The organism is Bacillus suaedaesalsae (assembly GCF_016890225.1).
Taxonomy (GTDB): Bacteria; Bacillota; Bacilli; order Bacillales; family SA4; genus Bacillus_BS; species Bacillus_BS suaedaesalsae.
The window spans coordinates 62,834-84,709 of sequence record NZ_JAFELM010000019.1 but is presented as its reverse complement, the minus strand read 5'-3'; the positions used below and the strand labels follow the sequence as shown (position 1 = coordinate 84,709).

General features: G+C 36.5%; 18 protein-coding genes. 14 read left to right on the top strand and 4 right to left on the bottom strand.

The annotated features are described in order from the left end of the window. Nucleotides 1-111: 111 nt before the first annotated feature. From JR050_RS05730 to JR050_RS05695, 8 genes are all read left to right on the top strand, one after another. A complete protein-coding gene (locus JR050_RS05730) occupies nucleotides 112-1,380 on the top strand; it encodes a M48 family metallopeptidase (protein ID WP_204202555.1) in 1,269 nt (422 codons plus the stop codon). Between the two features lie 98 nt (nucleotides 1,381-1,478). Further along, nucleotides 1,479-1,988 (top strand): P-loop NTPase family protein, encoded by a 510-nt coding sequence (locus tag JR050_RS05725; RefSeq protein ID WP_204202554.1) that lies wholly within the window; start codon nucleotides 1,479-1,481, stop codon nucleotides 1,986-1,988. A 143-nt stretch (nucleotides 1,989-2,131) separates the two neighbouring features. After that, nucleotides 2,132-3,073, top strand: a complete 942-nt coding sequence (locus tag JR050_RS05720) for a coiled-coil domain-containing protein (protein ID WP_204202553.1) — start codon at nucleotides 2,132-2,134, stop codon at nucleotides 3,071-3,073. A gap of 291 nt (nucleotides 3,074-3,364) precedes the next feature. Beyond that, nucleotides 3,365-4,954, top strand: coding sequence for a malate synthase A (gene aceB, locus JR050_RS05715; RefSeq protein WP_204202552.1), 1,590 nt, complete (start codon nucleotides 3,365-3,367; stop codon nucleotides 4,952-4,954). 20 nt (nucleotides 4,955-4,974) lie between these two features. After that, entirely contained in the window at nucleotides 4,975-6,252 is a 1,278-nt protein-coding gene (aceA, locus tag JR050_RS05710) for an isocitrate lyase (protein ID WP_204202551.1), read from the top strand. A 151-nt stretch (nucleotides 6,253-6,403) separates the two neighbouring features. Further along, complete coding sequence (locus JR050_RS05705; RefSeq protein WP_204202550.1) at nucleotides 6,404-7,657, top strand: MFS transporter; 1,254 nt, start codon at nucleotides 6,404-6,406, stop codon at nucleotides 7,655-7,657. A 314-nt stretch (nucleotides 7,658-7,971) separates the two neighbouring features. Next, nucleotides 7,972-8,607: a winged helix-turn-helix domain-containing protein gene (locus JR050_RS05700; RefSeq protein ID WP_239454118.1), complete on the top strand. Its 636-nt coding sequence runs from the start codon at nucleotides 7,972-7,974 to the stop codon at nucleotides 8,605-8,607. Nucleotides 8,608-8,729: 122 nt separating this feature from the next. Then, nucleotides 8,730-10,223, top strand: a complete 1,494-nt coding sequence (locus JR050_RS05695; RefSeq protein ID WP_204202549.1) for a methyl-accepting chemotaxis protein — start codon at nucleotides 8,730-8,732, stop codon at nucleotides 10,221-10,223. 385 nt (nucleotides 10,224-10,608) lie between these two features. Here JR050_RS05695 and JR050_RS05690 read toward each other — a convergent pair whose 3' ends face one another. The 3 genes from JR050_RS05690 to JR050_RS05680 form a co-directional block, all read right to left on the bottom strand. Next, nucleotides 10,609-11,187: a class D sortase gene (locus tag JR050_RS05690; RefSeq protein WP_204202548.1), complete on the bottom strand. Its 579-nt coding sequence runs from the start codon at nucleotides 11,185-11,187 to the stop codon at nucleotides 10,609-10,611. Further along, nucleotides 11,184-12,155 carry a processed acidic surface protein gene (locus JR050_RS05685; protein ID WP_204202547.1) on the bottom strand — a complete coding sequence of 324 codons (972 nt, stop codon included), beginning with the start codon at nucleotides 12,153-12,155 and terminating at the stop codon, nucleotides 11,184-11,186. The genes JR050_RS05690 and JR050_RS05685 overlap by 4 nt, the downstream gene beginning before the upstream one ends. A 125-nt stretch (nucleotides 12,156-12,280) precedes the next feature. Continuing rightward, nucleotides 12,281-12,463, bottom strand: a complete 183-nt coding sequence (locus JR050_RS05680) for an IDEAL domain-containing protein (protein ID WP_204202546.1) — start codon at nucleotides 12,461-12,463, stop codon at nucleotides 12,281-12,283. A 252-nt stretch (nucleotides 12,464-12,715) separates the two neighbouring features. Here JR050_RS05680 and JR050_RS05675 point away from each other — a divergent pair, with 252 nt between their 5' ends. Both JR050_RS05675 and JR050_RS05670 read left to right on the top strand, forming a co-directional pair. Next, entirely contained in the window at nucleotides 12,716-12,919 is a 204-nt protein-coding gene (locus tag JR050_RS05675) for a hypothetical protein (protein WP_204202545.1), read from the top strand. Between the two features lie 235 nt (nucleotides 12,920-13,154). Next, a complete protein-coding gene (locus JR050_RS05670; protein WP_204202544.1) occupies nucleotides 13,155-13,685 on the top strand; it encodes a competence protein ComK in 531 nt (176 codons plus the stop codon). 314 nt (nucleotides 13,686-13,999) lie between these two features. Here JR050_RS05670 and JR050_RS05665 read toward each other — a convergent pair whose 3' ends face one another. After that, nucleotides 14,000-14,359: a YhjD family protein gene (locus JR050_RS05665; RefSeq protein ID WP_204202543.1), complete on the bottom strand. Its 360-nt coding sequence runs from the start codon at nucleotides 14,357-14,359 to the stop codon at nucleotides 14,000-14,002. Nucleotides 14,360-14,653: 294 nt separating this feature from the next. On the opposite strand from JR050_RS05665, the gene JR050_RS05660 reads away from it, so the two are divergent. From JR050_RS05660 to JR050_RS05645, 4 genes are all read left to right on the top strand, one after another. Then, a complete protein-coding gene (locus JR050_RS05660; RefSeq protein ID WP_204202542.1) occupies nucleotides 14,654-16,633 on the top strand; it encodes a S9 family peptidase in 1,980 nt (659 codons plus the stop codon). Nucleotides 16,634-17,007: 374 nt separating this feature from the next. After that, nucleotides 17,008-17,664 carry a TVP38/TMEM64 family protein gene (locus tag JR050_RS05655; protein ID WP_204202541.1) on the top strand — a complete coding sequence of 219 codons (657 nt, stop codon included), beginning with the start codon at nucleotides 17,008-17,010 and terminating at the stop codon, nucleotides 17,662-17,664. Then, the gene (gene lepB, locus JR050_RS05650; RefSeq protein WP_204202540.1) at nucleotides 17,657-18,211 is read left to right on the top strand and encodes a signal peptidase I; all 555 of its coding nucleotides are present in this window, start codon (nucleotides 17,657-17,659) and stop codon (nucleotides 18,209-18,211) included. Before JR050_RS05655 ends, lepB begins: the two co-directional genes overlap by 8 nt. A 345-nt stretch (nucleotides 18,212-18,556) precedes the next feature. Beyond that, nucleotides 18,557-21,784 carry a winged helix-turn-helix domain-containing protein gene (locus JR050_RS05645; protein WP_204202539.1) on the top strand — a complete coding sequence of 1,076 codons (3,228 nt, stop codon included), beginning with the start codon at nucleotides 18,557-18,559 and terminating at the stop codon, nucleotides 21,782-21,784. The last annotated feature ends 92 nt before the right edge of the window (nucleotides 21,785-21,876 follow it).

The window sequence follows — 21,876 nt, the reverse complement described above, 5'->3', positions numbered from 1 at the left end:
GTCTGGACATTGTTCCAGGCTTTTTCTCTTGTACAGATGTAGACAAACAGTTCTAAATTTTAGGACGAGATACTAAAAATAGTAAGAGAACGAGTATAGGGGGGACAGACGTTGAAAAAGACAGTACTGAGTTCTATTGTCGTATACATTGTTTTTAGTGTTGTGTTCTGTTTGTATATTTTCAATTGGGCAGATACGACAATACCAAGTGGATATGAAGGATCAGCATCAGATCCAGCTACGTTTATGAACGAAAAGGAGTTACTAATAAGTGAGGAATTTTCCAAAATAAAAAATGCCTTATATTTTTTATCAACACCGTATGAATGGTTATTACTTTTTATTTTGTTATCGGTAGGCTTATCGAAGAAGTTTCAAGATTGGGCGAAGGGAACTGTACGTTTTAGACCCCTTCAAGTGTTTATTTATTTATTTTGGATAACTTTGTTTACAACTGTTTTAAGCTTTCCTTTCAAACTATTTGGATATAACGTCTCAAAGGATTATGGAATAAGTGTTCAACCTTTTAATGGTTGGATGAAAGACTACATGCTCGATTTTTGGATTAATTACTTTTTAACGGGACTTATTGTGTTAGTGTTATATGGTCTAATGAGAAAAAGTCCAAAGAGATGGTGGCTATATGGATGGCTATTGTCGATTCCCTTTACGTTGTTTTTAACATTCATTCAGCCTGTTTTTATCGATCCGCTTTACAATGACTTTTATCCATTGAAGGACAAGGAGTTAGAGGAAAAAATTCTCTCAGTTGCTGATAAAGCAGGAATCCCTGCAGAGCATGTATACGAAGTAAATATGTCTGAAAAAACGAAAGCAATGAATGCCTATGTAACAGGAATAGGAGACAATTCGCGAATCGTATTATGGGATACAACCCTGAATAAATTAGAAGATGACGAAGTGTTGTTTATCATGGCACATGAGATGGGACACTATGTGAAGAAACACGTCTTTTTTGGTGTTGTTAGTTATACTCTCGTATCTCTAGTAGGTTTTTACTTGATTCATAAACTTATGAATATCATTATAAGACGTCATGGTCATCGATTTAACATTCATGATCCGAAAGAAGTGGCAACGATACCACTATTTTTCTTATTATTGTCTGTGCTCTCCTTCCTATTTGCACCAATTAGCAATACTGTATCAAGAGCACATGAGCTCCAGGCTGACACTTATGCAGTAGAATTGACGAAAAATCCGGAAGCAGCAGTAGGATCATTCCAACAATTGACAAAATCAAACTTAAGTGAAGTGAATCCACCTTTCATTGTGAAATTATTTAGATATACCCACCCACCGATGGTCGAGAGAATTCATTATTTAGATAGCTATGAATTAAGAGAGAGTGAAAAATAGTTAAAAAAATTTGGCATTATTCTAAACTTAGAGTAGTGCCATTTTTTAATAGTGTGATAAATTAAATAGACGTAAAAAGCTGTAATTGGGGTGGGAGAATGAATCGTGTTATGGTAATTGGAATTTCTTCTGGGGTAGGTAAAACGACATTTGCAAGAAAATTGGGAGAAAAGCTTGGGTATCCTGTTACTCATCTTGATTCCTTGTATTGGAAAACGGGATGGATAGAATCTGAAAAAGGTGAGTTCGAACAAAAACAAAGAGAAGTTGTACAGAAAGACCAGTGGATTATAGAAGGAAATTATAACTCCACCTTTCACATTCGCGCGGAACATGCTGATACAATTATTTATTTAGAATTACCTTTGTATGTTTGTTTGTATCGAGTTGTAAGTAGGTGGTTCTCGAATATAGGTAGTACAAGACCTGATATGCCAGAAGGATGTCCAGAAAAGCTAGATTGGCCATTTATTAAATTTATTTACACAACGTACTACCCAAGAAAGCAAAAAATGGCCAAACGGTTTGAGAAGTTTGGAAAAGATAAAACGATTATTACGTTGAAAAGTAAGCAGGAAATAGCTTTTTATTTAAGTAACTTTTCTTAGTATAGTAATCTCCTGTACTGTGCAAGTACTTAAAGCAAGTAACTGCTTTTATTATCACTGTAAAAATTTAAAAAAATATTTCGAAAACAATGAAACCTTTTTCATACTTCCCTCGTTATATATAGGTAAAGGGGGAATTTTTTGTGGTTCTACAATTAAATTCTAAAATTAAACAAGTGCAGGAACGTGTACGACTTAAACAAAAATGGGAAAAGCAACTTCGTTCTTATCACCAAGAACTAACGTCTTCAAAAGCTAGATTACTTGATTTAAAAGAGAAATTAGAAAAAGAAAATCAAGATGTCGACAAGCTTGAAGGTTTAAGCATTACATCAATCCTACTAACAGTATTAGGTACTAAAGAGGAACGTCTAAAGCAAGAAAAACAAGAGGCTGTATTAGCTAAGCTACAATATGACGAAGCAAAAGCTGAGATTAAAGACCTAGAACAAGAAATCGAAGCAGTACATACAAACCTCCAAAACGTGATGAACGCAGAGCAAGAACTTGAGCAGCTACTGAAAGAAAAAGAAGGATATATGAGACTAATCAGTTCAGAAATTAATTCACATCTAGATACGTTAAATGATCAAGCAAATCAAATGGCCACTATGCAGTTAGAAATGGAGGAAGCAATTTTTGCTGGAAATGCTGTTAAGCAATCATTAAAGCAAGCATCTGCCTCACTTGAAAGTGCTTCCGGCTGGGGGACTCTTGATATGTTTGGTGGTGGTGTTATTTCTACAGCGATAAAGCACAATCACATTGATGATGCTAGCGGGTATATGCATGATGCACAGCACTTGGCTAAGAAGCTTAAAAGAGAACTTGAAGATATTGGGACAGAATTTACCGAATCAATGGAGTTGTCCAACTTAACTAGATTTGCTGACTTCTTCTTTGACGGATTAATCACCGATTGGGTCATTCAGAATCAAATTAATGACTCATTAGAACAGGTTAATGCGTATAAATACCAAATTACTTCACTTGTAAAACAGATTGAAAAAGAAAAAACACAAATTATGAAACAGCTTCAAGAATTAGAATACGAACGTAATACATTAATTGCGCAATTTGCATAAAATCTCTCCCGTTCCAACTGGCGCTAATACACTTTTAAACTAAAGAGATTCGGGGAAGTGTAAGTATTGAATAAACGCCAGTAGGATGATTGGTTCAACTAACAATCAGTGGGGATGGTAATCCCCGCAAGTTACACTTTATAAGGCTAGAGCCCTATTTTACACACAGGGTTCTAGCCTTTTTTTCTTAATTGGTAAATTTTCTGAAAAAAATAGTTACAACTAGGTTTGTACTGTTATATAATAAGACAAAACAGAATACAACTGTTTTATAACAAAGGAGGATGAACATTGTCTATTCAACAGGCAGGCTTGAAGGTAAACGGAGCTGTAAAGTCAAGGTATGAAGAAATTTTAACGCAAGACGCATTAACTTTTATCGTACAGCTTGAGAAGAAGTTTGGACAACGTAGAAAAGAGCTCTTAAAAGCTAGACTTGAGAGACAACTAGAAATTAATACAGGTGTTATGCCAACCTTTCTAAAAGAAACAGAGAGTGTCAGAAACGGAGATTGGTTAGTGGCACCTATCCCAGAGGATCTACAAGACCGAAGAGTAGAAATAACAGGTCCTGTTGACCGTAAGATGATAATTAATGCGTTAAACTCGGGTGCAAAGGTGTTTATGGCTGATTTCGAAGATGCAACGTCACCAACATGGGAAAACATTATAGATGGTCAAGTTAACTTAAAAGATGCTATTAAGAGAACGATTTCCTTTAGAAATGATAATGGAAAAGAATATAAGCTGAGAGATGAGATTGCGACTTTAGTAGTTAGACCAAGAGGCTGGCACTTAGAGGAGAAACATATTTTACTAGGCGGAGAGAGAATTTCAGCTAGTTTACTTGATTTTGGTCTGTACTTTTTTCATAACGCGAAGGAGCTTATGGATCGTGGAAGTGGACCGTACTTTTACTTACCAAAGTTAGAAAGTCATTTAGAAGCAAAACTTTGGAATGATGTCTTTTTGTATGCGCAAGAATACTTATCCATTCCAACAGGTACAATCAAGGCGACTGTACTAATTGAAACAATCTTGGCTGCTTTTGAAATGGATGAAATTTTATATGAATTAAAGGAACATTCAGCAGGATTAAACTGTGGTAGATGGGATTACATTTTTAGTTATATTAAAAAGTTTCGAGAGCTTCCGCAAGTGATTGTTCCAGACCGTTCACTTGTGACAATGACGGTGCCATTTATGAGAGCGTATTCTTTATTAGCTATTCAGACATGTCATCGCCGCGGGGCGCATGCGATTGGTGGTATGGCAGCGCAAATTCCAGTCAAGGGTAACGAGAAACTAAATGAAGAGGCGTTTAATAAAGTTCGCCTTGATAAAGAACGTGAAGCTACAGATGGCCATGACGGAACATGGGTTGCTCATCCGGCACTTGTAGCGGTTGCGTTAGATGTTTTTGATGAAAAAATGCCTGGAAAAAATCAGATTCATAGTAAACGAGAAGATGTAAAAATAGATGAGTCTATGCTATTAGAAGTTCCTAAAGGTGTGATTACAGAAGCGGGTATTCGTACAAATATAAATGTAGCGATTCAATATATTGAGGCATGGTTATCAGGAAGCGGAGCTGTTCCAATCCATAACTTAATGGAGGATGCGGCAACAGCAGAAATATCAAGAGCCCAGTTGTGGCAGTGGTTACGTCATCCTAAAGGTGTATTAGAGGACGGAAGAAAGTTTACAGAGGAAATGTATCATAATTGGTCTTCCGAGGAGCTTCAAGTAATAAAAGAGAAGGTTGAAGATGACAGATATAAGGAAGGGCGTTACCTTGAGGCCGCACAAATTTTAAATGAGCTCGTTTTGCAAGAAGATTTTGCTGAATTTTTAACATTAAAAGGCTACGAAAAACTATAAAAGGAAAAGGGGTTTGGATCATGACAAACGAAAGAGTAAAAGTATTACAAGAAAACTGGGAGCTTGATTCACGTTGGAATGGAGTTACAAGACCGTATACACCAGAAGATGTTTTAAAACTAAGAGGATCAATTGATATTGAATACACACTTGCTAGAAGAGGGGCAGAGAAGCTTTGGGGGTTGCTGAACACGGAAGATTATGTTCATGCCTTAGGTGCATTAACAGGAAACCAAGCAGTTCAACAAGTAAAAGCAGGTTTAAAAGCCATTTATTTAAGCGGTTGGCAAGTTGCGGCTGATGCGAACCTTTCTGGTAATATGTATCCCGATCAAAGCTTATATCCAGCAAATAGTGTACCTTCTGTTGTAAAAAGAATTAACCAAGCGTTACAGCGTGCAGATCAAATTCAACATTTAGAAGGCGTGGGCGAGATTGATTGGTTCGCACCAATTGTAGCAGATGCTGAGGCAGGTTTCGGTGGGCAGTTAAATGTGTTTGAATTGATGAAGGGTATGATTGAAGCAGGAGCTGCAGGTGTTCACTTTGAGGATCAGCTATCTTCTGAGAAAAAGTGCGGTCACCTTGGTGGAAAGGTATTATTGCCAACACAAACAGCTGTTAGAAACTTGATCTCTGCGCGTTTAGCTGCAGATGTAATGGGTGTTCCAACTATACTAGTAGCGAGAACAGACGCGAATGCAGCAGATTTAATTACAAGTGATATTGATGATGCAGATCATCCATTTATTACAGGTGAACGTACTTCTGAAGGATTCTTTAGAACGAATGCTGGTTTAGAACAAGCAATCGCAAGGGGATTAGCGTATGCACCATATGCAGACTTGATTTGGTGCGAAACTTCTGAACCGAATTTGGAAGAAGCAAGAAGGTTTGCAGAAGCTATTCATGAAAAGTTCCCAGGAAAACTATTAGCATACAATTGTTCCCCATCCTTTAACTGGAAGAAAAAGCTAGATGACAATACAATCGAAAAATTCCAAAGAGAACTAGGAAAAATGGGTTATAAGTTTCAATTCGTTACACTCGCTGGCTTCCATGCACTAAATCATTCGATGTTTGAACTAGCAAGAGGCTATAGAGATAGAGGAATGGCTGCTTACTCAGAACTACAACAAGCAGAATTTGATAGCGAAAAATATGGCTACACAGCAACAAGACACCAACGTGAAGTAGGAACTGGATACTTTGACGAAGTAGCACAAGTCGTGTCCGGTGGAAACTCATCCACAACTGCCTTAACTGGATCAACTGAAGAAGAGCAGTTTACAAACTAATTTCAAATAAAGAAAAAACGACTAGCAGTCACTTGTCGTTTTTTCTTTATTTGAAAGCTCTTTACATTTTAAGGAAATGGTTCTACAATAAGATTAATCATTGTAATAAATTACAACGGTAAAATAAATTACAATAAAGGGAGAGAACCGTATGGAACTTTCAAAGGTGAAGACTGTTCAGGGTGTTATGCCAGCTGAATCGATTTTGAGAAATAAAAAGTTTTTATTTTTATGGATTGCTACAGCTTTTACAGGACTGTCACTGTCAATGTATTTAATTTCCGAAACTTGGTTTGTTGTAAATAGATTAAAACAAGATTCATGGCTTGGTATTGTTATGATGATCACGACGATTCCTCGTATATTGTTAATGGCAGTTGGTGGCGTAGTTGCTGATAAATTATCTCGTTCACAGACTATGTTTTTATCGAATTTTACAAGAGGATTATTAGTTGCGGGGCTTGTGGTTTTGCTACTGACAGATGTGTTAAATGTATGGTTGCTCCTAGTGTTTGCGTTTTTTTTCGGTGTATTGGATGCATTTTTCTGGCCGGCCAGTAATTCATTTATCCCGATGATCGTTCAAAAATCCCAAATTACTAGAGCAAACTCAATCATACAAACTACGAGTCAGTTAACACTTATGATTGGCCCTGCACTAGCAGGTTTTATCATCAAGTTTTACTCTTTCGCAGGAGCTTTCGGTACAGCGGCTATATTATTAATTGTAAGTTCGCTAATCATGAAATCGATGAAAGAGGAGAGTATTGAAAAAGGTGACTTATTGAATAGTAGTAATCTAAAGGCGGATTTGAAGGAAGGTATTCGTTATGTAAAAGGTATGCCGTTTCTCTTAACTGTAATGAGTACATCTATCATCGTAAACTTCCTCTTAGTTGGTCCAATAAACATCGGACTTCCACTTCTTGTGGAACATACGTTAAAGGGAGATATATTAGATTTAAGCTATCTTGAGAGTTCACTAGCGATTGGTATGTTTGCAGGGGCGATCATAACAGGAGTAGTAAATTTTAAGAAAAAGAGAGCGATTATGAGTTTAAGTTTAATTGCGATTTTGGGAGTACTAAATGGGCTACTAAGCCAAATGACGTTTTTATGGTATGGTATTGCGATTATGGTTATTGCAGGTATATGTTTAGCGATTAGTAATATTATTAGTCCTTCTTTAACACAAGAATTAGTTGAACCAGCGATGATGGGAAGGGTACAAAGCTTAATGGCAACTGCTGCAATGGGCTTCACACCATTATCATTTGCATTTGTATCTGCATTATTATCGTTTGGCGTTACGATCCAAGTCATTATGCTTATCTCAAGCTTACTCATGACACTGTTTGTCTTCTTTGTCTTATGGAGAGTAAAGATTGTCTGGACAATTGACTAGACATTAAATGGTAGGGAACACAAAATATGTGATATCCTTTTTATAAAAGGCTCTTTTCGTAAAGATTGTTGCTATTTGGATAACTCTGTTAAAACGTTGAGTTGATTGGAGCGGAAGGCACTCGACTCCTGCGGGAGATAGAGGGAATCGTGAGACCCCGCAGGCTAAGCCGAGGAGGCTCACGTCCCTCCCCGCGGAAAGCGTGTGCCTGAAGCGGAAATCAACGGACCTAATATAAATTCTATTTTTGTAAAAACAGCAACAAAGTATGCGAAACAGCCTTATAAAAAGAATAGTTGATGGAGGCTAACACCTTGAAATATCAAAGACAATCAATGGAGTTAATGAAAATATTATCCGACCCTAGAAGAACCCAAATTTTAGCTTTAGCATCAGGCGAACCAGTGACAGTGAAAGATTTAGCTGAAAAAATAGGAGAGGAGCCTTTACGGTTATATTATCATGTGAAGAAGTTAGTGAAGGCCGAGTTACTGGATATAGTGGAAACAAAACAACAAGGAAATCTTATTGAAAAATACTATAAGTCTGTAGACATGAGTAATACGATATATAAGGGAGATATCGAAGAACAAAGTGAACATATAGAGTTAGCGCTCTCTCTAATTCATCAAAAATTAAATCCAGGCTTAATGCTTTATCAAAAATCATTAGAACTAATTAGAGAACGTAAAGAGCAAGGGGAAAGTTTTACAAGGCTACCATTTCACGTCTCTATTGATAGTACGTCAAATCAAAAGACTGCAAGACAATGGAGAGAATCACTCGGCCCGATTATGAATGCAATGGACGGAGAGCAAAGGGAATGGCCAGAAATTCCACCCGATGAAAGAGACGCTGAAAAAGGAACATATCAATATATTCTTATTAGTTACTGTGTAGAAGATGCAACAAAACTAGGATTAGTTGATAGTAACGAGAAAGAAGAGTAGTCAAAAGTATTTGTCGAAAAATGAAGAATTTAGAAAAAATATGTAGAAATTTTCTGATAAAATATAGTAGAATAATAGTTGGTACTTAGTACCATATTACTATTCAGCAAGGTGTGATTAAGATGGCAGGAACGAATTTTTTAAACGAATTACAGATCAAGGATATTGAGAGGAAAAATAAGCTTGTAACGATGGTTACCTTATTGTCCGTATTATTAGCCATTGTTGTTGAGGTAGGGCTCAAACAGCCACTTGCCTTAATTTTGACGATTGCGATCGGTGGATTTGGTCTTGTAGCTTTACTTTACGTGTTTATTTACAAGAAGTTATTTATAACGAAGATACCTTATGTAGCAATTATCGGGATATCGACAGTACTCTATTTCATTATGACGAGCTCACATACTGTCACAATGATGCTGATGCCATTATACTTACTTACTACTGTTGCTATATATAATAAGAAATCAACAATGATACTAGGTATTGTTGCTGCTATTATTACTAGTGCTCTATTTTTTGTCGATGCCTTCTCTAGCTTAGGAATTGATGCTTCTAGAGTATTTGCTTACTACTTAATCTTCAGTTTAGTATGTTTAACATTAATCTTTCAATTGCGAGTTTCTGGTAAGATGTCCGAAGACATGGTTGAATTGCAACATCAAACAGAACTTCTATTACAACAACAAAAAGATCAAGCAGAGCAATTAAGTGTTGGATCGAAGACCATTAGTGATAATCTTGCCAAAGTTCGTATGCAAAGCGAAGAGCAATTGCATTCCTTTAATGAAATGGGAATTGCTGTTGGAGAAATTTCATCTGGTATGCAAACACAAACAGAAACAGCAAGTACAATTACGGAATCAATTGAAAACTTAAATCAAATGGTAGACCAGCTTGTTGCGAACGCTGAGTATTTAAGCAAGCAATCTACATCTACAAATGAAGCTTCAGAAGCAGGTAGCGAAAAGATTGAACAGTTACTATCTAAAATGACTGAATTCCAAGACTCGGTAGAAAACCTTACAGATACAATGAACAATTTAGCTGAGAAAATTGTAGAAACAAGTGGATTCTCAGATACGATTCGTGATATTGCTTCTCAAACAAATTTACTTGCATTAAATGCATCTATTGAGGCTGCACGTGCAGGTGAAAGTGGGAAAGGGTTTGCGGTCGTTGCTGAAGAGATACGTAAGTTATCTGATATTACTTCAAATACAGCAAACCGCATTTCTGAAAACCTAGTAGAAGTAAATGATAATACAAAAACATCTCAGTCACAAATGAAAGAGAATGCAATTCGTATGACTGAAAGTGTGGAAATGACAAAAGCAACGATGAATGAATTCACAAATATTAAGCAAACGGTTGATGAATTAAACAACACAATTAATAAATTTGAACAAATTTCTTCAACAATCAATGTTTCCTCTAATTCAATAGAAACTTCCGTGAATGAGTTCGCTGCCATTATTGAAGAAACAACCGCTTCACTTGAAGAAATTGCAGCTTCTATCGAAAATCATAACCAACAAAATAGTGACTTAGTTGAACTCATTAAACATACTGATGATGCTACAACAAAGTTAATGGAGCTTGCTGAAAATAAATAATCTAAGCTGGAAGAACAAGTTCGTTCCATTGCGCTGCAGCCACTCGCTTTCCGCGGGGAGGAAGCTGAGCCTCCTCGGCTACGCCTGCGGGGTCTCAGCCTTTCCTCTACTTCCCGCAGGAGTCGAGTGTCTTCCGCTCCATTCCACTAATTTTTATAAATAGTATGCAAATACAAACAAATCTAAAGCAACAAATAGACCCGAACTATTAGGTGAAAGATTCATTAAAAAATCGCCTAATAGTTCGGGTTTATCCTTGGCTGAAAGACTTATGTCCAGCCTCTTATTTCGTTAACTCATGAATAAATAACAAAGGATACGAAAAAAGTAAAATATTTAATAGGTAGAATAATTTAGATATTACTCTCCTTTGAGGATGATTTATTTAGTTATGTCCCAGCCTCTTTTCGTTATGTGTAGGTTTCTTCATTAACTTGGCCGAAATGATAAAACGCTCCGGTGCATTACCGATATATTGAAACGGGTAACACGTAATGAGTGTTAAAGTTTCTACCGGTTTTTCAACGAGAATGGTTCGATCATGCTGACTTACAATTTTAATTTTATTGATTTTATATTGGTACTTACCGTTTTTCATTTCTACCCATATATACTCATTATTTTTTATGTTTTCTAACTTTCTAAATATCGTGTCCCTATGTCCAGTCAGAACGATGTGTCGATTTTCACCAGGTAGACCACTTCTAATATAATGACCGACACCCTTCTTTAGTTCATTTTCAGAAGAGCCGTAATAAATAGGGACATTAAAATTTAGTGATGGAATGGTTAGTCTTCCTATTTCTTCTCCTACATTTGGCCTTGCCCGAGTTAATGTTCTTTGTTCGTCAATTATTGGAGTAAGATTCTCCTCCGTAGCAGATAGTCCAATCCAATAGGAATAACCATTAGGAATTGTAAGCATTAAGCCAACAATTCCTAATATGATGGATAGTTTCTTCATTGCCTCTTCATCTGTTCTCGCGAAGCAAATAACATGAGTATAGTGCTTATAAGAAGTAAGAATAAGCCAACAGAAATCTTTAATGGATAGGAAGAAGCTGTAACAGGTAATGGATCTCCATTCATGAGTGTTCCTTTTGTTGAAGCGAGTTGTCCAACATTTATCAGTTGTTCACTTGCTTGTAATACAAAATCCGAGTGAAGCATTTCTGAAGAAAATGTAAGATCCGCGACCGAACTACCAGAGTCGGATTGCAAAGAGACTTCTATTACTTTTCCGTTTGTAGGAGTTATATCCATTAATTTAGTTAATGGGAACGATTGTGGAAACCCATCCACTTCACCTATGACAAAGAGTGAGGGTGTCAACTTATAAGCCATGAATACATCCTCTAAAATGGATAGCAACTCCTTCTGTTTATTTTCTTGTAAGCTACCACTCTCATCAATAGTTCCTGCCATTTCGATTCTTTTATCGATTGCTTTAAGTTTCGTTAGAAACTCAGCTTGGTCAAGTGAAACAATGTGAATTATCAGTTCAGATATTTCTTCATCACTCATTCCGATATAGGAAAGAAAATCGGTTATACTTGTTAACTCTTCGGTATGGCGTGTAAAAAAGCCTACTGCAGACTCCAAATCTTCAATAAATGTATAATCGTCAGGTGATTCACCAAACTGCTCTAATAAGTCATCTAAGTCGTCATGTGTAAGATTGAACTTCTGCAATAAAGGTTGAATATTGGACTCGTTAATTGGAGTTCCTAAAGCTTCAATAAGATCCTCTATCGTATCGAATTCTTCAATCGTCAAATTTTTTGTGGTTAAGTAGCTTGTCAAATCATCCATTGTCCATTCTAACTTCTGTAAGTAATCAGTTAACTCTTCCTTTGGTGGTGATGCCAAACCTATTGATGGCAAAAACAATACTAATAGAAATATAATGACGATAAAGTGTGACAATCTCATACACATGCCTCCAGTTCTAAATATCATACTGGTATTATTTGTAGTAAGCGGAAAATCATGTACGAAATAAGGGATGTGTACAAAAGAAAAACGTTAAGGTAAGCATCTACCTTAACGTTACTAAATTAAGCATGTTTCATTAATTGGTTATATTCATTAGTTAATCTGTAAAATAATTGGTCGTCCCGTTTATCTAATGCATCATCAATTTCAATACCTAATTTTTTTGCTCTTGCAGTAAATATAATTTCATCTAAAATCATCTGTACATAAACATTTACAGTTTCAGCTTCTTTTTGTACTTTCATTGCTTCTTGCTTCATTAATTCAGAATATGATGGCCGTTTTTTAATGGTTGATCACTCCTGTTCATAGTATAGAAGTTCTCGTTTAACGGTTTTGTTTTTATAGTGGTCTCCCTATTATAATAAATAAAGGTCTCTTTTTCAATAATATTCTGAATATTTAATCTTTTAATGGTTATAATAATGTATGAAGTTCTTTTTTATTGGGATAAGATTCCTGTATTAGGAGCACTCTAATAAGGGAGGTGTAAATAGATGTCTGAACAAAATGTAAATGAGCCGAAAAAGAATGAAATTCCTTTTAGCACACCTTTAAACCCACAAATGACCGTGACATCAGGATTCAACCACTTTAGTGGATCAAATTTAGGTGATTCTGTTGATGAACACATATCAGTGGAAGAAGGTAATGAGTATATTGCTGAGAAAGAAATCTCCCAAGTGTTTAACAATTCATAGGAATCTCATCCAACCCATTAAAACGGTTTTCTCTAAGAGAGAGCTGTTTTTATTTTGGTTGTTTTCCATTAATGAATGTCCGGGTAATCCCTTTCCACACTTACCTAGGATATGCTGGCCACTATAATCAGTTGTATAAATCATGAAAAATAATATCGAAATAGTTAAAAAACTATTTTCTTTTGTCAGGATATGTCTTATTATAGGATTGTAAAAATTGAAAGGAGTTGTAAAAATGAGAAGTACATATTTAGAAGAATATGAGATTAGCCCTTACACTATGGCTATTCTTCCTGAAGTAACTGAGGAGGGATTATATTCTCGGGTTATGGAACTTGAGTATGAATATATTGTAAAGGCGAAGCCAATCCAAATTATTGAAAAGAGCTGTCGTTTCTTCGGAAGTAGCCTCCAAGGTAGAAAAGAAGGTACACGTGAAATTATGGGTGTCACCCACAAAGCCCCGATTGTTATTGATCCTACCAATTCCATCTATTTTTTCCCTACAACATCACCTAGTAGACAACAATGTTCATGGATTTCACATTCATTTGTTAAACAATTAGTTTCTAGTGGATATGACAAAACAACAATTATCTTTTCAAATAACAAAGAAGTGTCGCTTCCAATCTCAAGAGGCTCATTAGAAAACCAACTATACCGAACAGCACAACTTCGTACAACACTTTCTAGTCGTATATCTTCAGAAAATAGAAAGACTTCCTTTTTAATGACACAGCATTTTAACACAAAAGAAATGAGCTAAAGAATAATTTTATGAAGTGTGAATACTATTAAACATAATACTGTGAGAGTTTGCTCACTATGAGGCGAACTTTCATGTGGCGCGAATCTCCAAAAGTTAGGCGTCATTCTGTTTGAAGAAGAACACACTTTTTCAAGAAAATGAGATCCAAATTTATGTTTGGATCCTTTTGTTTTTAGATTGTTGTTTTCGAACAAATCTATAAACACGCAGGTATCAAGATTGTGGGGGAACTATTCGTCAAAGCTATGTAATGATCAATTAAAGAGAAATAGCAGCAATGTTTACGAAAAGATCCTTAGTTTAGTATTAGGCTACGTTCGTGTATGTAACAAATATTTCTCCATCACTTCCTGTACATAATGCTTAATTCTAGGATTAAAGTAATTGTGATGTTCCTCATATCCTTTATAGATGAATAAAAAGGATGTAAACGTTTCATCTCTTTGCACTTCTTGTGCCTTCATTTTCTTTTTTTTCATCTCTTGTTTAATAATAGATAAATCACGTTGTATATGATTCATTGACTGTTCGATGCATCGAATATAAGGCTGTTTTAATTTAAATGGCGCTCGTTCAATAATAGTTAGATCTCGTTCGAAAATGGTTAACGCCATTGGCAAAAAGAGAGACTGTTCGAATAACGTACGATCTTCATCTGGTATACGCGTCATGTAAATCACCCTCCTCTTTTTTAGAACGTTTGTTCGTATTTAAATAATAATAAGTCTTTTAAAAAAAAGCAAGTAAAAAAATGTAAGCTTAAGAAGGAAAAATATTTCAGATGGCGAAATAATTGATATAGACAAGTCGATGTTATAAATCTATGTTGATTTTGGATGAATAGCTGATTGTAGTGGAAGGTGCGAGTAAGACCTCTGCTAAGGTCTGCTACTTCCTACGGAAAGCACGCAGCTATGACTTAACGTTAACAGAGCCAAAACAAAAAAGGATGTGTATCTGTCATTATGAGCCAAAAAAGAGGAATCCAATCTAGAGACTTATACAAGCTAAAATCAGTAAATCAACCACAGTTTTCACCAGACGGTAGTCAGTATTTATTTGTCCAAACAGAAATTGATGAAAAGAGTCAGGAGTATATGTCTCATTTATATGTATCCGACTTAGATGGAGAGAAAGTCAGACAGTATACACACGGTAAAGTCCGAGATCAACAAGTACGATGGTCTCCAGACGGAAGTCTCATTGCTTTTTTATCAAATCGTACTGGTAAGTCACAGCTATACATACTAGACCCGGCTGGAGGTGAACCACGCCAATTAACAAAAACGACGAATGGTGTAAATCAATATATGTGGTCACCTGACAGTAAACATATTTTTATCAATACCACGCTTGGAAAAGAAGAAGACGTAGACCAGGATCACGTGGAAACAAAAGAGAATAAAGTAGAGCCGATGGTCGTAGAAAAGCTTTTCTATAAATCAGATGCAAGTGGCTTCTTTAATCATAAATACAACCAAATTGTATTAGTGGAAGTGAAAACAGGGGAGATGACTGTTTTAACGGATGGAAATTACGACTATTCGTTAGGAAGTCCCTCACCTGATGGAAGGATGATGGCACTCCTAACTAATCCGTCTGATGAGGCTGACTATGAACTGAATAGTGATGTCTACTTGCTAGATATTGAAAGTCGCTCATTAAAACAAATTACGTCAAATGGTAGTTTCCATCACGTAAGCTGGTCACCATGTGGACAGTATCTTACTTTTATTGGTCATGAAAAGGAATATAGATCTGCTACTTTATCAAGAATTTGGTTGTATGAATTGGACACAGAACAAATTCAATGCTTAACCTACAGTTGGGATGTGCAAGTTGGAGATGTGGCTATTGGAGATTTCCAACTAGGTAATTTAACTCAAGGATTAGTTTGGACTGAGGACAGCAAAGGTTTTTATTTTTTAGCTAGTGACCAGGGTAGTACAAATGTATATTACGGAGACATCGAGGGTCTCGTATATCCTGTAACATTAGATGACCACCATGTCTACTCTTTTACAGTAGATGTGAAAACTCATAAATTAATTGCCGGAATTAGCACGCCTACTCAACCAGGTGAGTTATTTTTCATTGATTTACAAACAGGGTTGAAAAAACAACTTACAAATGTAAATCAGGCATTTCTTAATGAAATTGAACTGTCTCCCGCAGAGTCTATTTCCTTTAACGCAGAAGATGGTTTAGAAATACATGGATGGCTAATGAAGCCAGTTGGGTTTAAGGAAGGACAAAAGGTCCCATTAATTGTTGAAATTCATGGTGGACCTCATATGATGTACGCAAATTCGTACTTTCATGAGTTTCAAACATTAGCTGCGAAAGGTTATGCTGTTCTTTTTACTAATCCTCGTGGCAGTCATGGATACGGTCAAGATTTCGTTGATAAAGTAAGAGGCGATTATGGTGGTAAGGATTATTTAGACATAATGTCAGCAGTGGACTACGTTCTTGAAAATTACGATTTCATTGATGAAAGTAGACTAGGTGTAACAGGTGGAAGTTATGGTGGTTTTATGACGAATTGGATTGTTGGGCATACGAACCGATTTAAAGCTGCTGTTACTCAACGAAGCATTACGAACTGGATCAGTTTCTACGGAGTAAGTGATATTGGCTATTTTTTCACAGACTGGGAAGTGCTTAGAGGAGAAAGCTTTGATCCGGAAAAGCTATGGAATCACTCTCCACTAAAGTATGTGAACAATATTGAAACACCTCTACTCATTTTACATGGAGAAAAAGATTATCGCTGCCCAATTGAGCAAGCTGAACAACTGTATGTAACATTAAAACATAATAAAAAAGAAACGATGTTTGTTCGTTTTCCTGAAGCGAATCATGAATTATCGAGAAGTGGTCATCCAAATCTTCGTATTCACCGCTTAGATCATATTGCCAATTGGTTTGATAAATATCTATAAGTAAGGCTCTGTTAAACAATAATGTTGATTTCCGCGTGCGGCACTCGCTTTCCGCGGGGCGGGCGGTGAGCCTCCTCGTCGCTATGCTCCTGTGGGGTCTCACCTGCCTGAGCTGCTCCCGCAGGAGTCTCGCACCTTCCACTACAATCAACATATAGTTAAAATTCAACACTCTACTTTAACAGAGCCATAAGTAAAATAAATAAACAAACAATGTGAAAACAACCAATAGAAAAGAAGCGTGTTGGATAAATAAGTAGTAAATGTTAGTAGTTACTCCTTATTATCTGAACAATACGTCTTCTTTTCTTTTTGTTTTATGGATGAATTGTGTACAATAGACATATTAATATACCTTTAGGAGAATAGAGTTCATGGATATTGAATCATCTCAACATTTATGGTCAAATTTGCAGTCATGGTTTACGCTCGAAAATATCCAGAAACTGATGGATGAATATCGTGATTTAGGTATTATTCCTGGCATTGTTCTACCGATGCTAGAAGCGATTTTTCCTTTTTTACCGTTAGTTGTCTTTGTTGTTGCGAACGCAGCAGCATTCGGACTTTGGTTAGGTTTTCTTGTTTCATGGATTGGAGCATGCTTAGGATCAATTCTCGTTTTCTTAGTCGTAAGAAGGTTAGGAGAGAGACGATTTTTTAAATGGATAAGGAAAAGCAAGCAGGTGCAGAAGCTAACTGGTTGGCTAGAACGACATGGATTCGGTCCCTTATTTTTGCTTCTTTGTTTTCCATTTTCACCATCAGCCATAATAAATGTAGTAGCTGGATTATCACGAGTTAGCTTATGGCAGTTTATTCTTGCTGTTCTAACAGGTAAAATGGTCATGATTTTTATGATTAGTTTTGTCGGCTACGACATCCGTTCGCTTGTCACAAGGCCGATTAGGACAGGTATTGTTGCTCTATTTATTTTCATTTTATGGTATGTTGGGAAGAGAATTGAACTATATTTAAGTACAAAAGAGAAAAATAGTAAACTTGGGGAGGTAGGGGAGCAGCATGAATAACCAAGCCAACTCGAAATGGCTAAACTTTGGAAAACCGATTTTAACTGGCCTAGTCATAGCGTTTATTATTCGAACGTTTTTCTTTTCAAGCTATGTTGTAGAAGGAAGTTCGATGACTCCTACACTTCAAGATGGGAATCTTCTCGTTATTAATAAGATGGGCTATGAATATGGTAATTTGGAGCGGTTCGATGTAATCGTGTTTCATGCTAATAAGGAAGAAGATTACGTTAAGCGGATTATTGGTTTACCTGGTGACAAAATTTCGTATCAGGATGGAAACCTTTATGTTAACGATGTGCAAGTAGATGAACCTTATTTAAGTACATACAAAGAAGCATTTGTAGGCGAGCAGTTTACAGAAGATTTCACGTTAGAAGAGAAAACAGGTGAAAAAGTTGTACCTGAAGGGAAATTGTTTGTAATCGGCGATAACCGCCTCGGAAGCTATGATAGCAGACACTTTGGCTTTATCGAGGTGGAACAAGTAGTTGGTAAGGTAAATCTAAGATATTATCCTTTTCAACAATTAGGTATAAAGTTTTAACCCTCGGGCGAAACGAGGGTTTTTTGTTGTTTAGGAAATTATAAAATAAATCACTTGTGTATAACTTGTGTGGGTCATTTGAATCCAGCTAAAGCTAAAGCTCAAGCGCCCAGCCCGCCTGAGGTCAAATAACCCGGAGAGAAGAAAAGGGATAGTAGCACCCTTATTTTCTCTCCGCAACATTTGCTGTGCCTGAGGCTAAATGGGGCGCTTGCTCCTTTTGTTCTGCTTTATGTAAATTCCTAACGATTCTATTCCATAAATGACTAAACATTTTCCCATACATAGCTCATATATGTTAAAATAATGAAAAAATTCAAAAAACTATTAATTGGATGTGATTGTATGTCCTCCTCTTCTATTCTTCATACAAAATTAACTCCACCAAGTATTAAAGATGATATTTTACGTAGACCAACTTTGACGAAAAAACTGCATTCTATTACAACAGTTCCACTAACGATTGTACACTCTGGACCAGGTTATGGGAAAAGTACGGCTGTCTCGACCTTTTTATCTGATTTGAAAAAAACTTACTGCTGGTACAGTATATCAAGCTATGACGATGAACTAATCCCATTTTTAACCTACTTTATTTATGCAATAAAAGGACAATTTTCTGGTTTCGGTGATGAACTGATCAACTATTTAAACAAAATGAATCGATATGCAAGAGATGAAGAGATTCGTAGTTTTAGTGCGTTGTTAGTGAATGAAATTCTTGGTCTTGAATCTGAATTTATTATGATTATTGATGATTTGCATCTTGTACAACACTCGAATCAAATTGACGATTGGTTGCTATGGTTCATTGAAAACATTCCTCATAATTTACGATTAGTATTTATAAGTAGAAATCGGCCACAATGGGGGATTATGAGTTCGTTAAAGCTCAAAGGACTTTTGTTAGAAATACGAGAGAAGGATTTGGCATTTTCCAAAGAAGACATCGAAGCCTGGTTTACTGACGTATATAGCATTGAGCTTGACGAACGGGAAATACAGCAAATTTATCAGCTAACAGAAGGTTGGATTATTGCCCTGCAAATGGTCATCCAACAGTTAGGTCATCATCGAGATATCTCAAAGTTGTTAAAAAATAAATATACTTCCATGGAAGATCTGTTTCATTTTCTAGCAATGGAAGTACTCGTAAAGCAAGCTCCAATGGTTCAGCAGTTTCTAGAACAAACGTGCATTTTTGACGAAATAACACCCGAGCTTTGCGATGAAGTATTAGGAATCTCCGGATCCAAGGATATGCTGGGATTATTGCAGCAAAAAAACTTATTCCTACAATCAATTGGTCAAAGTCAATATCGATATCATGCGCTTTTTAAAGAATTTTTAGAAAGACAGCTCATTCTCCAGCAAGATAAATATAATCAGTTACACCGACGTGCCTCTGATTATTATCGAAAAAGAAATCAGTTAGAGCCAGCGATTTATCATTTAGAGAAACTAGAAAAACATGATGAAGTAGCCTATTTATTAAATGAATTTGGAGAAACATTAATTCAAAATGGGAAGCTTGAGAGTTTACTAGAACGGCTGAGGAAAGTGTCAGATGATCAAAAACAAGCCTTCTATCGTCTATATTATTTGCAAGGAGAAGTGCTTCGCTATCAATGTTTGTACAAGGAAGCAGAAGAAAATTATCAAAAAGCATCGATGCTTGCAAATAGCAGAGGAGATTATGATGGAGAATTAAAAGCACTTCAAGGGCAGGCATACATATATTTAGACACGATTTCTCCAGGAAAAGCTGATCGTTTGCTACAACGAGCGATTGAAATTATGGAGAAAAATGAAAACGCTTCAAATATAGAAAAAGCTCGACTCTATTGCTTAATGGCCGAAAATTTAGTAAATGCAGGGCAAGCTAAAAAAGCAGAAAAGTGGTTTGAAAAAGCAATTGAACATGATTTGCTCCAGGACATCGGAAATTTAGAAGCGAGGTTAAAGCTACGGACAGGGCAGCTAGGTGAAGCAAAACGAATCCTATTAAATAAGAAAAACTATGAGCTTCAAGAAACGCATTCACACCTCCAACAATCACATCGAGAAACGAATTTGTTATTGTCGTTAATTGAATGCTTTGTAGGGAAGCCTGAATCAGCAAAGGAGTTGGCTGAGATAGGGATTCAAGAGGGCATCCGTTATAAGGCTCCTTTTGTAGAAGCGTGCGGTTGGATCCGTATGGGGCATGCTGTGCAGCTAATAGGACGCTATGACTCTAGCTTAGCGAAAAAATGTTACGATACAGCCCTTCATATGATGGATGATTTAGATGTGCCGCGCGGGAAGGCTGAGCCTTTAATGGGACTTTCTATTGTTTATGGATCAGATGGAGCTTATGAAAAGGCGATGGAAATCGGAAAACTCGCTCTTGCTGAAACAGAAAGAGTGAATGACTCATGGCTTTCCGCGTGCATTAAATTATGTATCGCCATTACATTCTCATATGCTGGGAAAGTAGAAGAAGCGGAGGATTGGTTAAATAAAGCAAATGACCAATTCCACTTTTGCGGGGACCAATATGGAATTTGTGTTTCAATGCTTTGGAAATCGATTCTTTATTATCAACTTGAAAAATGGACACAATTTCAGGAAGTGTTTACTAGTTTCTTAAATTATGTTCAAATCGGAAACTATGAATTTGTTCTTACGCAGCCAACAATCTTTGGACCTAGAGATTTACAATCAATTACACCATTACTTATTGAAGCACAAGCTCAAGGGATACAAAGACAATATGTAACATATTTATTAAATGAGCTTGGACTTCATGATGTGGAAAGTCACCCTGGTTATACGCTAAGAGTCCAAACGTTAGGGAGATTTAAAGTATGGATTGGTGATAAAGAAGTACGTGAAAAGGATTGGCAAAGAGGAAAAGCGAAGGAATTGTTCGAGCTTTTCATCACGAGACGACATAACTATATCCAAAAGGATACATTGTCCCAATTATTATGGTCGGACGTAGATGAAAAAGCAGCATCTAGAGATTTTAAAGTAGCTTTTAATGCGCTTCATAATGCGGTTGAGCCCCATCGAAAAGCAAGGACCAATCCGTTCTTCTTTAAGCGTGAAGGTCAATCGTACGGCGTGAACCCGAAAGCAAGCATCTATTTAGATGCAGAGGAATTCGAGCGTTGGATCCGAGCGGGGTTAAAAGAAAAAGATAATGAAAAGGCTTTTAACTTTCTATCAAAAGGACTTGAACTATATGACGGCGACTATTTACCTGAGCGTCGCTATGAAGAATGGTGCATTTCAGAGAGAGAACGGTTACTCGTCTACTATCTCAGAGGAGCAGAAAAACTCGCTCAACTGTCAGTCCAAAAATCACAATACGATGAAGCCATTCACTGGTGTGAAAACATTTTAGAAAAAGATAACACGTGGGAAGAAGCATACCGACTATTAATGTATTGCTTCTATCAAAAAAATAACCGTCCCTTAGCAATCAGATGGTACAAAAAATGCTGTAATAGCTTGGAAAAAGAATTAGGCGTAGAGCCTATGGAACCGACTAAACAAATGTATGAAATGATTACGAAGATGGGGTAGACAGGAGTATCAATGAATCTATAAAGTTTTGCCGAATAGTGTGAGGATACGTGATACATCGCTTTCATAGCTGAAAAGCAAGGTGTTCGCCG